The organism is Oculatella sp. LEGE 06141 (genome assembly GCF_015207605.1).
Lineage (GTDB): Bacteria > Cyanobacteriota > Cyanobacteriia > Elainellales > Elainellaceae > Oculatella.
In genome coordinates this window covers 1-12,049 of record NZ_JADEWO010000034.1, presented here as the reverse complement: position 1 = coordinate 12,049, position 12,049 = coordinate 1, and the positions used below count along the sequence as shown (strand labels likewise).

Here is a 12,049-nt window from a genome sequence, read left to right as displayed (position 1 = left end):
ACAGTCTGCTTGGCTCGCATCATTCCTACTGGCGTAGGGACTCAACCATTGCAGCAACGCCAACCAGGCAACCGTTGAAGAGTGCTAAGCGCAAAACCCATTCTCCCCCGACTACCAGCAAAAAATTGGCAAGCTGAGTGGCTCCGAAACTGGCCGTTAAAATGCAGGCAATCGCAAAACCGAACAGGGCTAACAGGTAATATCGAAGCAGTCTACCAACCCATTTGAGCAGCGGGCTATAATCCTTCGCTTTCATGGCTATTTCCTCTCTCCTAAATGTTCAGGTATAGATGCTGGATTAGTGTTTGAACGGTCAATAGTTGTTTTGCTGTAATTGACCGTTGTCAGCGGTTACTCTAATCCAGATGGAATAACAAGCAGGGTGATAACATCTTGAACTGCAACGATGGTGACGGGGGCACCTGGAAGCAGAATCACTGAGCGAGGAGGCTGATACAGTCTGGCGCTCCAATACGTTCCGGCGTACTTGACCCGTCCACAATGACCATAAGTGATTTCGCGACTAATCGTTCCTTTAACCGGATCAAGCAGCATTTCGGGTTCTGATGGCACAAAGAAATTACTCAATGCTATTACCTCCGTTGCTCTACAAATTAGCGGGTTAGACAATTTCAACCAGTTGCTTCTATAAATAAGTGACTCACTTGAGTGAGATGTGACCATGAACGAAACGTTTCTTGAAAGTTGATAGCAGAATGATGAGTGCGATCGCTCCTAGCTTCATCAACCGTCTGCTAATCTCGGCAACAGGATATAGTTCCGTCTCTGTTGCAGGTGAATTGAGCCTCACCAGTTAAGGCATCGGTATTCCAGATGCATTGATGAATTTCAGCCACTCCTCAAATTGCCTTTATTGGCTAAGATTCCCCATCGAGGAAACGATGTTTCTACGTTACCTCACAATGTGAGGTAGATCAAGTCCGTCCTCACATAGCTGCTGAACTTCTCACTTGAGATCGTGTCAATCATCTGATTCTGGGTGCCCTACTAATTGGTTGAGCCGTTGCAGCTACCAAATAAGCTGTATGCCACTGGTGTTTAGCAATACACGATTCCGTTGTCCTGCTTCGGTTGGATGGGTTGGTTCAGGGAACGTGCTTGGCCTGTCTCGCATAGCGGACTTCTCACACGAAGAGAACAAGTTTTAGAAAAGCAGTCACATATGTGAAATTGTGCTAAAAGTGAGTAGCAGTTTAGCTATTGCATCACGATGAGGGCACCGTTGTGATTCCCAAGGACGCTCTAAACGCGTTAGCGGCTCAGCACAGAGTCTCTAACCCGGAGCTAGAAGTTTTGTCGCTGGCGATGGATGGCATATCAACGGCTGAAATTGCCAAACTGTTGGGAATTAATGCAACCGCTGTACGCAAGAGGTTAGGTGAGGTTTATAAAAAGTTTGATATCGCTGGGAATGGGCCTGGAAAATTAGCAAAGCTGCAACAGATCCTGATGGCTCGCTATCAGTCTGATCGGGCGAGACCTGAGTTCGAATGGCCGCTGACGGAACCGAACCCTAATGACGCGATCGCACCGTCGCCTGAGGTGCTGCGAGACTGGGGTGAAGCGGGTGATGTGGACTCGTTGTATGGCCGGGAGGAAGAGCTTGAGCAACTAAAGCGCTGGATTGTGGACGATCAGTGCCGCCTGATTGCGCTGTTAGGGTTGGGCGGAATGGGCAAAACGGCTCTGGCGCTGAAGCTGGCAGAACGGATTCAATCTCAGTTTGAACGGGTTGTATGGCGATCGCTCAATCATTCGCCGTTCGCTAAGGATTTGCTGGCTGACTTGCTCAACGTGCTGTCTAACGGTCAAGAACCTGATGGCATTGGCGATTCAATTTCACAGTTGCTGAACTATTTGAAAAAGTATCGGTGTCTGCTGATTTTAGACAACACCGAAACAATCTTGCGTAGTGATGATCTGGCCGGACACTACAAAGCTGGGTATGAGGATTATGAAGAGTTGCTGAGGCGCGTTGGAGAAACACCGCATCGCAGTTGCCTGATCATCACAAGCAGCGAGAAGCCCAAAGAGTTTGTCATCCTGGAAAGTAAAAAGGTTCGCGCTTTTCAAGTGAACGGCTTGAAGGGGTTGCAGGGACGTGAAATCTTCAAAGATAAAGGCCGCTTTTCGGGTTCTGAAGATGAGTGGCAAGATTTGATTGAGCGCTACGCTGGCAACCCGTTAGCCTTAAAAATTGTCGCTGCGACTATTCAAGAATTGTTTGGCGGCAGCATTTCCGAATTTTTGCAACAGAAGACTACCGTTTTTGGCACTATTTATAGCCTTTTGGAGCAGCAGTTTGGCCGCCTGTCGTTGCTGGAAAAGGAAATGATGTACTGGTTAGCGATTAACCGTGAGCCAGTATCGCTTTCCGATCTGCGTCAGGATCTGGTTCCTCCGGTTCCGCAATACAGGCTGTTAGAAGCGCTGGAGTCGTTAGGCCGGCGATCGCTGATCGAGCGGGATCGAACCCTACTATCGTTACAGCCAGTGGTGACGGAATATGTGATCGATCGCTTTATTAACCGCATTTGTGAAGAAATAAAGACCCAAAAAATCGTACTGTTTAATAGCCATGCTGTGATCAAGGCGCAGGCTAAAGATTATTTGAGAGAGCGGCAAATTGCGTTTGTTTTGCAACCGCTGACGGAAAAATTAATTGTCGATTTGGGCAGTGAGAAGGCGAGCGAAGTTAAGCTCACACAAATTCTGCTGGACTTGCAGCACCAGGCTCCTTTGAAGCCGGGGTACGCGGCTGGAAATGCGCTGAACTTGCTATGTCAACTTCATGCCGATATCAGCGATCGCGATTTTTCATCATTGGCCGTTTGGCAAGCGTATTTGCAGGATGTGGACTTGCATCGCGTTAACTTCGCCAGAGCCGACTTATCCCAATCGGTGTTTTCCGAAAGTCTTGGCAGCATTTTGTCGGTTGCCTTTAGTCCAGATGGAACACGGCTGGCGACTGGAGATGTGGACTACAAAATACGGGTTTGGCATGTGACTGAAGGCGGCCAGCAATTTACCTGTGACGGCCACACCGATTGGGTCAGAGCTGTTCAATTTAGCCCAAACGGTCACATATTGGCGAGCGGCAGCCACGACAAAACAGTGAGGTTGTGGGATGTCAGTACTGGACAGTGTCTTCAAACCTTGGAAGGTCACACCAGTTGGGTGCGATCGGTGGTGTTTAGTCCAGACGGTCGATGGCTAGCGACCTGTGGTGCCGACCACACGGTCAGGCTTTGGGACGTGCAGACGGGAAGGTGCCTCAATGTTCTTGCAGGGCATACCAAGGTGGTGCGTTCAGTTTGCTTTGATGGAAGCAGCCAAATTCTGGCTAGCGGCAGCAGCGATCGCACGATAAAGCTCTGGGATATTAGGACAGGACACTGTATTCGGACATTACACGATCATGCCAGGGGTGTGCGCTCGGTTGCCTTTTGCCCAACGGACGATCGCCTGTTGGCGAGTGGAAGCAGCGACCGGACGGTAAAGCTTTGGGATGTGGCAACCGGAACCTGCTTGCAAACCTTAAAAGGACACATTGGTTGGGTCTGGTCGGTTGTCTTTAGTTCCGATGGGCAGATGCTAGCCAGCGGCAGCGAGGATCAGACTGTGGGGCTATGGGATATTCGAACGGGAGAGTGTCTCAAAGTTCTGTCTGGACATACGGGTTGGGTGCGCTCGGTGGCCTTCAGCCCAGACGATCAAATTCTGGCTAGCGGTAGCGAAGATCAGACGATAAAACTGTGGGATGTTAAGACAGAGCGGCTGCTTAAAACCTTTCAGGGATATGGCAGAGGAGTGCGCTCGGTTGCCTTTAGTTGGGATGGCAAAACTCTGGCTAGCGGTGGAGAAGATCGAACGATTAGGCTTTGGAATGTGCGTACAGGGCAATGTCTGATCAGCCTCCAAAAGCATACAGGGCGAGTATGGTCTGTAGCCTTTAGCCCGGATGGTCGTACCCTGGCTAGTGGGAGTGAAGATAAAACCGTTCGATTCTGGGATATTGGCACCGGACAATGCCTCAAAACGCTGAAAGGGCACGAAGATGGCGTTCTCTCTGTCGCATTCAGTTCTGATCAAGAGGGTCGAATTTTTGCCAGCGGCAGCAGTGATGGCAAGGTAAGGCTATGGGATGCGGCAACGGGGCAATGTCTCAAAACATTAGCAGGACACACGGATTGGGTCTGGTCGATCGCGTTTAGTCCTGATGGCAAGATCCTGGCTAGTGGTAGTAGCGACCTGACGGTGAGGTTGTGGGATGTTGAGTCTGGAGCTTGTCGGAATGTGTTGAAAGGACATACCCACTGGATTCGCTCGGTTGCCTTTAGTCCAGATGGCAAGACCCTGGCAAGCAGCAGCGTAGGACGCACCGTCAGATTGTGGAATGTGGAAACGGGGGAGTCGCTAAAATTGCTCAAAGGATACAGTAGCGGAGTGCGATCGGTGGCTTTTAGTCCAAATGGGGAGATTCTAGCCAGTGGTGGAAACGACCACGTGGTGCGCTTGTGGGATATCGCTTCAGGGAAATGCTTACAGGTGTTGGAAGGGCATTTGAGCCGGGTGCGATCGGTGGCTTTTAGTATGGATGGTCAGCTTCTGGCCAGTGGTAGTAATGATGAACGGATTCGACTGTGGAACCTGACAACCGGCGAAGAGCTAAACCCGTTGCTGATCGAAAAGCCCTATCAGGGAATGAACATTACGGGGGCAACCGGTCTGACGGCAGCGCAAAAGGCCACCCTAATGAAACTGGGTGCCTTTGATGCATCCCTTCCCTAACGGGCTTTCAGGTCGGCGATCGCCCCCTTGGTCATGTTGGCAATAGCTTGATCGGTTGCTTTGGGTAAGTGGTAGTAGGTGCCGCCTGCATGTTTAGCCAGTTCTTTGGCAAATCCGGTTGAGACGAATTTGTTTTCGGTGTCAATTACCAGCAGTTTCATTCCGGTGGCTCGTACTTTTCCCGCAATGTCGAGCAGTTCCGCTTTGATGTCCGGTTTTTCTCCTTCAGGAATGGTTTCACCCAGCGATCGCGCCAACGGAATATTACCGCGCCCGTCCGTAATGGCAACAATCACCACCTGACCAATATCACCCGACTGCTGGGCATTGGTTCCCACTCGCACAGCCTGGGTTAACCCGTGTGCCAGAGGTGAACCGCCACCACAGGGCATTCGTTCCAAACGACGACGAGCCGCCGCGATCGATCGGGTTGGAGGCAACAACACTTCGGCTTGTTCGCCTCGAAAGGGAATGAGAGAAACCTGATCCCGATTTTGGTAGGCTTCGGTCAACAGGCGCAAAACGGCACCTTTCGCAGACTGCATTCGATTCAACGCCATCGAACCAGATGCGTCTACCACAAACACCACCAGCGCTCCAGCCTTTCGCGCTAAGCGCTTGGCTCGAATGTCGCCTTGCTCAACCACAACCCGTTTATTGGGCTGGCGTTGGCGACGAATTTTCTGATAGGGAGATGCTGCACGCAAGGTGGCATCCACAGCGATGCGTCTCACTTCTCCCTTGGGCAACATCGGTTTAACGTAGCGTCCTCGATCTTGGGAGAAAATTAGACTCCGCGAACCAGATTTGCCTTGGCGGTTGGCGAGTTGAGTAAAGTAAAGGACCGAGGGGTCTAAAATAACGCCTTCTGGATCAAAGATAAACTCCTCTGGCAGCGTGGGCGGGTCTTGCTGTTCCTCGTCTTCTGGATTGTCTTCCTCTTGTTCGTCTTGCTCTTGCTCCGTCTCGTCCTGGTTTTGAGGCGGTGGTGGCGGTGGCGGTGGCGGTTCGTCGGGTGGATTTTGCTGAACCACGGTCGCTCTTGGCACAATTACCAATTCCACAGCTCGACGCAGGTCGTCTGCAATCACCTCTGTTCGCCCATCCAGAGCGGCATGGGCTTTAGCAACGCGAACGGCAAATAGCTCAGCCCGATGTCCCTGGACTTTTCCTCGAATGGCTTCATTGACTAAGTAGGCAATTTGCTCTGATGTGATCTGCACGTCCTTGAGCCACTCGCGCGCCAGAACGATCTGGGTTTTGAGGGAGTCCATGTCCTCGGCATACTGTTGCAGAAATGCCTGCGTCGATTCGGCATATTGCATGGCCTGGTCTACCGCTTGAACTCGCTCGTCCAGCCCCAGTACGGCATCAGCCGACAGCACGATCGCCATTCTATCCAGCAAGTGCTGTCGTAATTCGCCTTCTTCTGGGTTGTAGGTCGCAATCAACAATGGCTTGCAGGGATGCTGAAAACTAATTCCTTCCCGTTCAATCTGGTTGCGGCCTTCTGTCAACGTGGTAAGCAGCAGATTGGCAATTTGATCATCTAGCAGGTTGATTTCGTCAATGTACAACACGCCACGATGAGCTTCTGCTAACAATCCTGCCTGAAAGACCGTTTCACCTTGTTTAATCGATTGCGCTACGTCAACCGAACCCAGCAATCGATCTTCCGTTACCCCCAGCGGAATTTGAACAAACGGGGCAGGAATAACTTGAACCTGGAGGCACTCCCGGTTGCAGTGGCCTTGCTGATCTAGCTGTTGATTCAGCGTTTCGTCATCCCAGTCCTCTGGATGCATTGGATCGCAATTGCTGCATGATCCTTGAACCACTTCAATTGGCGGCAGCAAGGCATGAATGGCACGAGCCATGACTGACTTCGCGGTGCCACGGCGACCCGCTATGACAACGCCACCCAGTTGCGGATCGATCGCCGCTAACAGCAACGCTAATTTGATTGCTTCTTGACCGACTACGGCAGTCAATGGAAAAGCGGTAAAAACCGGAGTGCTTGTGGCAGACATGGCTTCAATAGTGGCAGATCCAACTTTTCAGCATAACAGGAAACCTTGCCCTGCTCGCAGCATCGGTGAGGCGATCGCTCCAACTTATCCCCCTGGATCAGCCTTCAATCTGACTTAGCTTTCAGCTCTCAAGTCAGCCTGGAAGCCATGCCTTGCTTAGGAAATTGAAAGTTCGCCTACTACTTCCAAACGTTTGAAGTTGCCCAAGGTCATAAACGTTTCAGAAAGGGTTTCGGCGATCGTCGGACTGAGCCAGCCCATCTGCTTCAATAGATGAATTGCAACGGCATATTTCGCCCGTTTTGCCCCATCCATCACTTTAATTGCTAACCCCAGGCCTTCACCCACACGAGCAACGCATTGGATACCTTCTGCTCCGGCTTTGCTAACCAATTCACCCTCAGTCAGCCGCATCAGTTCGGTGTCAAACTCGCCATCTCCTGCGATCATCGCTGGGTGATGGGTCATTGCCCGAATGATCCGCTCCATGTCCAGGTTGTCGCCGGAAGCAAGCTGAGCATATAAAGTCGCCATTTGCCCCAGTTGCATGAAGTAAGTAGGTGCGCCGCAATCATCATGGGCCCCAATGAACTCTTCGGCTGGCATTCGCAACAGCTCTGAGATCTTGCTTAGAATGAGACGTTGAACCGGATGGTTCCGTTGCAGGTAATTATTAAGTGACCAATTGCGCTGTTGGCAAACGGCTAGCATACCCGCGTGCTTGCCAGAGCAGTTATATTGCAATGGACTATGTTTACCAGCCGGAATGGGGCATTGCAGAGCAGAAGGGTCGATATCGCAACGCCATAAAATATTAAATGCTTGCCGAGCTTGCTCAATGTTTCCCTGGTGCGAACTGCAAATAATGGCCAGGTCGCGATCGGTTAGCCCATAACGTTCAAGTGTTCCTGTTGTGGTCACTGCCAATGCTTGAAACGGCTTCAAGGCAGACCGAACAAACGTGGCCGTCTCTGGATTGCCTGCGATAGATAGCATCCGCCCCCGCTCATCTGCAACCACAGCTTGAACGGAGTGCTTCGACTCAACCAGTCCTTCCCGCAACAATCGGACTTCTATCTCTGCTGTTTGCGTACGTTTTCCCCTAGTCATGGTTGAAACTGTGACATACTCCTTCCTCCCTTGCAATCAGTTTGAGCCTAAACAGCGACACGAATGACGGAAAGCGTAGCAAAGATGCAGCCATTTTCATTTGCATTCACCACACCTTAAACCCTACACCCCACACCCATCTTGGCGATACTGTGGCTGACTCAATTGAGAACTGCTGTAAGATTCTTCTTTGACCGCTTGTTCCTGCTTAAATTATTCTGCAAGAAAGCTCCACATCAGGCTGCCGCTGAGCAACAGTAGGGCTATCATCCCAAACGTTGACTTTAGCCGTTTTAGAATAGGCTGAATTTCGTAAGTGACAATCAGCCGATCGCGATGGAGAACATCTTCCGGCTTGCTCCAAGTCTGACCATCATACCAGCCTGACTCTTCATAGAAGATGGTTTCTTTCAGCAGGCGATCGCGCACATAGTTCCAGCCTAGATACAACCGTATCAGCGCCAGCGCTGGCACGATAAAGGCACCTGCTGCACCGCTCAACAAAAATTGCACTGGATGTTTGGAAATAGGAAAGCTGACGGCTGCTACAGGGCCAGCGATTAACCAGCTCAAACTCCAAAGCATTATAGTTGGCTGAAGATAGGCAGGCCAGTCAAGCGTTGCCCAACGAAAGTACCAGGATTCTCGCAAACCCTGGTATTCATTGAGAGGTTGCTGGTCAGCAGGGACAGGGCAAACAGGTACAGAGGACTTCATGAGAATGACAACAGTCACAACTGAAGCAGATAGGGCAATGACTCGTTGTTGGAAGCTTCAGGCGGTTCAGCAGGACACAGACTTGCACAACGCTGATGGCTGAAATCACCTCAACATTTCCTACGAAATACTGCTCGTGATTTTACTGTAGCGAATCTCTATTCAACTGGACACGGGAAATCTAATGCGGTCTGCATGTCCCCAGAAAGCTTCCAGGTTATAAAATTCTCGCTCTTGGGGCATAAAAATGTGAGCAATGACATCGCCATAATCCAGCACAATCCAGCTACCGTCTGCCTGTCCCTCAATTCTGAGTGGAGTGCGTTGCCATTCTGTCTCTACTTTGTCCTGAATCGACTGGGAAATCGCCCTCACCTGAGGATTAGAAAGGCCGGTGACAATAACAAAGTAATCAGCCAGATAAGAAACTTCTGAAACCCCCAGGAGCGCAATATCAACCCCCTTGCGATCGTCAGCGGCCTGAGCGACGGTTACTGCTAACGCATAACTGGTGTCTTCCTGCATAGAAGGAGAAATGGCAGATGTACCTGAGCTGGGAGAAATCGCCTCAACCTTAGAATAATTTGACATTAAGCGTAATTTCCTCAGTACGCGGTTGTGAACTGGAACCAACAAACATAAGTAGTTATGGCTAGAGTAGTGATGGTTAAACTAGCCTGGAATCTATCGGATGAATTAAGTAGGCTGTTTCGGGGCATTTAGAATTGATTGGACAACATTTAGTCATTCCCCAATCAAACAAAGGCTCTTTAGTAGCTCTTCAAACCATTGGAATTGTAAAATTGCGATATGTTGCAATAGAGCCTCAGAAACGTTAGAAAGCTTGACCCCTGGCTGATTCCTAACGTCGTACTTGTTTCAAGAACCAGTTATAAAGTAGTAAAGCACGAAGAAGCAGGTGCTGGTTTTGTTCAAGCTTTTCAAGAGTGGCGATACAAGCGCTAAACCTCTATTTTAGATCAGCTCTAAAGTTCAAAATCTGTAGCATCTATACGTAGTGTGTACGGATATTACACACGCCACGGCCAATCGATTTCACTTTAGCAAAAAGGACGCGTTTACCTGGTAAACACGTCCTTTTCGTTGATTGGTGGCAATTTGAACGAGAAGATTAGCTTAAATGTTCAATTTCAGGTCTAGGTGCAAGAGGACGTTTGCCAAATTCGTCTGCCTGAAACCGAGAGCCCGTTTCTGCTGCGCTCGCAACCATACATGCATTCTGGACGACTCTCTGAAATAGAGCCTCATAGCGACCAAGAGCTTGCTCGAAGGTATAGTGCTCGGTCGCATAGCATCTGCCCTGCCGGCCCAAGGCCGTCGCCTTATCTGGATTCTCATACAGCTCAAGAATTGCGTCTGCTAACGCTTCGGGTTTCTGAGGCGGCACGACAATGCCACCTCCACTCTCTTGTACGGCTCTTGCAGCGGTTCCACAGAGGGGAACAGAGGCAACAATCGGTCGTCCGCTTGCTAAAAGCAGTTGAGTCTTGGAAGGCATATTAAAAGACACAACGTTGCGCTTCTGAATGATCAAACCCACATCGGCTGCCGCGAGCATTTCTGGTAACTGCTCGCGTGGTTGCAGGGGCAGCAACAAAACGTTTTGCACGTTGCGCTTGTAACAATATTTACGTAATCTTCGCAGTGCTTTGTCTTCTCCTACAATGACGAATGCAATCTCGGAAATATGCTGAAGGCATTGGGCTGCTTCTATTGCAGTTTCTAAGCCTTGAGTTAACGCGATATTTCCTGAATACAAAACAACAAATTTGTTTTCAAGCTGGTGCGTTATCCGAAACGAATTGTCTTGCCTAGGCAAAGGACGGATGAACTTGATGTCAACCCAGTTAGGAATACAGGTGATTTTGTCTGCCTGTACCCCTTTGCCAACAAGGTTCTCAGTGAATCCATCAGCAATAACGCTAATTGCCGTAGCATAACGATAAGCAAATTTCTCGAGCGCTTCAAAGAAACGAATCGCAGCCTTGTTGCTGATCAAACCCACATGAACCGCAGCTTCCGGCAGAATATCCTGCAAATTCAAGACGACCGGACAGGAATAAATCCATCCCAGTAAGGTTGAGGGAACACAGACCGGCAGGGGGGGCACAGTTGAGAGAATGACATCTGGCCGCCAGCCATTCAGCGCCTGTAGAAAACTGGTTACAACATAACTACCGTCTAGCAAAACCCGTGCAACTAAGCCCGGCTTCGGACGAATCCAAACGTAGCTACGCTGGATGGTAACGCCGTTGCGTTCTTCAGTGTGATAAAGTTTGCCGCGATACCCACTATAAATGCATCGCTCTGGATAGTTGGGCATCCCTGTAATAACTCTAACCTCATGCCCCCGTGCTACGAGACCCTCAGCCAATTCTGTCATCAGAGGTGCAATACCAATTGGCTCAGGGTAATAGTTGTATGAGTAAATCAGGATTCGCATGTAAGACTCAAGGTGAATTTAGGCAAGTGAGGGGGCCGATTCAGCAGTTTCAAAACATCAGTACAATGAAAATGCTCTGGGGCTACTGATGCCATTGATAACATGTCTGCGCGGGTGCTATCACCGAGCTTTTACTGAATCATACGACTTGCACATTAATCATCTGCCTGCAATTTAACACTTCACTTGAATAGCTCGTGAATGGCTTGTGGCTAGCGATCCACAATAGCCAACTACGACCATATCGGGATTCCGAGTCTTAAGGTGGGCAACCTGCTGTTTGCTTCAGCGAATCTTTAGGAAGCCACTCAGCTCCTTAAAGATTTAGCTAAGCTTTGAGCCTATGCCAGGGATCAACAAAGGCGATTCTCACAAGCCTACTCGTTTGATCCGTAGACGCCAGTGAATTGATTAAGTTTCGTTTGGCTCCAGCTCTGCCAGGAAGCGTTCTCACCTTAATCGACGATCTGAAATCCTTGCAATCCTTCGGCAGACTCGTATTCAACCGTGACAGTTTGAATTTGTGCGGATGGTGGCCCCTGATGGCACCACTGAATCATGCGTTCGATGCTGTCTTTAGCTCCTTCAAAAACCGCTTCTACTCGACGATCTGCCAAATTGCGAACCCAACCATTTAGTTCCAAGCGATTGGCTGTGTCCCACGTTGCTGCACGGTACCCTACGCCTTGTACCTGTCCAGAGATCAAGAGGTGAACTCGGATTGGTTGGGAAGAAGAATGGGATTTGAACATGCTTCCAGTGGCACCCCATGATGAAATTAATATCGAAATAGCTGCCTATTCAGATTCTCGATACCTGATAGTGCCGTGTCAAGACTTGTTGTTGGTGCTGTTCGTCGATCGCAAATTGATTATCTGCCAGCATGGGCAAGGCTCAATGATGCTTGGGTTGGGGG

General features: G+C 49.8%; 9 protein-coding genes. 1 reads left to right on the top strand and 8 read right to left on the bottom strand.

The genetic code is table 11. The features are described from left to right. Positions 1–25: 25 nt before the first annotated feature. Positions 26–256, bottom strand: a complete 231-nt coding sequence (locus tag IQ268_RS20490) for a hypothetical protein (RefSeq protein WP_193883195.1) — start codon at positions 254–256, stop codon at positions 26–28. Between the two features lie 95 nt (positions 257–351). Next, entirely contained in the window at positions 352–588 is a 237-nt protein-coding gene (locus IQ268_RS20485; protein WP_193883193.1) for an NfeD family protein, read from the bottom strand. A gap of 633 nt (positions 589–1,221) precedes the next feature. Here IQ268_RS20485 and IQ268_RS20480 point away from each other — a divergent pair. Beyond that, positions 1,222–4,812, top strand: coding sequence for an NB-ARC domain-containing protein (locus tag IQ268_RS20480; protein WP_228035570.1), 3,591 nt, complete (start codon positions 1,222–1,224; stop codon positions 4,810–4,812). Here IQ268_RS20480 and bchD read toward each other — a convergent pair. From bchD to IQ268_RS20450, 6 genes are all read right to left on the bottom strand, one after another. After that, the gene (gene bchD, locus IQ268_RS20475) at positions 4,809–6,842 is read right to left on the bottom strand and encodes a magnesium chelatase ATPase subunit D (protein ID WP_193883191.1); all 2,034 of its coding nucleotides are present in this window, start codon (positions 6,840–6,842) and stop codon (positions 4,809–4,811) included. The genes IQ268_RS20480 and bchD overlap by 4 nt on opposite strands. Before the next feature lie 156 nt (positions 6,843–6,998). Continuing rightward, entirely contained in the window at positions 6,999–7,952 is a 954-nt protein-coding gene (locus IQ268_RS20470) for an asparaginase (RefSeq protein WP_193883189.1), read from the bottom strand. Positions 7,953–8,165: 213 nt separating this feature from the next. Then, positions 8,166–8,669 (bottom strand): CGLD27 family protein, encoded by a 504-nt coding sequence (locus IQ268_RS20465; RefSeq protein WP_193883187.1) that lies wholly within the window; start codon positions 8,667–8,669, stop codon positions 8,166–8,168. Between the two features lie 162 nt (positions 8,670–8,831). After that, positions 8,832–9,260 (bottom strand): ribosome silencing factor, encoded by a 429-nt coding sequence (gene rsfS, locus IQ268_RS20460; protein WP_193883185.1) that lies wholly within the window; start codon positions 9,258–9,260, stop codon positions 8,832–8,834. Between the two features lie 541 nt (positions 9,261–9,801). Continuing rightward, on the bottom strand, positions 9,802–11,133 hold the full coding sequence (locus IQ268_RS20455) for a glycosyltransferase family 4 protein (RefSeq protein ID WP_193883183.1): 1,332 nt from the start codon (positions 11,131–11,133) through the stop codon (positions 9,802–9,804). A gap of 455 nt (positions 11,134–11,588) precedes the next feature. Beyond that, positions 11,589–11,885 (bottom strand): acylphosphatase, encoded by a 297-nt coding sequence (locus IQ268_RS20450; RefSeq protein ID WP_193883181.1) that lies wholly within the window; start codon positions 11,883–11,885, stop codon positions 11,589–11,591. Positions 11,886–12,049 lie beyond the last annotated feature (164 nt).

Excerpts from the sequence above, each read along its gene's own strand:
- rsfS (WP_193883185.1), bottom strand. The coding sequence starts at position 9,260 with ATGTCAAATTATTCTAAGGTTGAGGCGATTTCTCCCAGCTCAGGTACA.
- IQ268_RS20455 (WP_193883183.1), bottom strand. The coding sequence starts at position 11,133 with ATGCGAATCCTGATTTACTCATACAACTATTACCCTGAGCCAATTGGT.
- bchD (WP_193883191.1), bottom strand. The coding sequence starts at position 6,842 with ATGTCTGCCACAAGCACTCCGGTTTTTACCGCTTTTCCATTGACTGCC.
- IQ268_RS20470 (WP_193883189.1), bottom strand. The coding sequence starts at position 7,952 with ATGACTAGGGGAAAACGTACGCAAACAGCAGAGATAGAAGTCCGATTG.
- IQ268_RS20465 (WP_193883187.1), bottom strand. The coding sequence starts at position 8,669 with ATGAAGTCCTCTGTACCTGTTTGCCCTGTCCCTGCTGACCAGCAACCT.
- IQ268_RS20490 (WP_193883195.1), bottom strand. The coding sequence starts at position 256 with ATGAAAGCGAAGGATTATAGCCCGCTGCTCAAATGGGTTGGTAGACTG.
- IQ268_RS20450 (WP_193883181.1), bottom strand. The coding sequence starts at position 11,885 with ATGTTCAAATCCCATTCTTCTTCCCAACCAATCCGAGTTCACCTCTTG.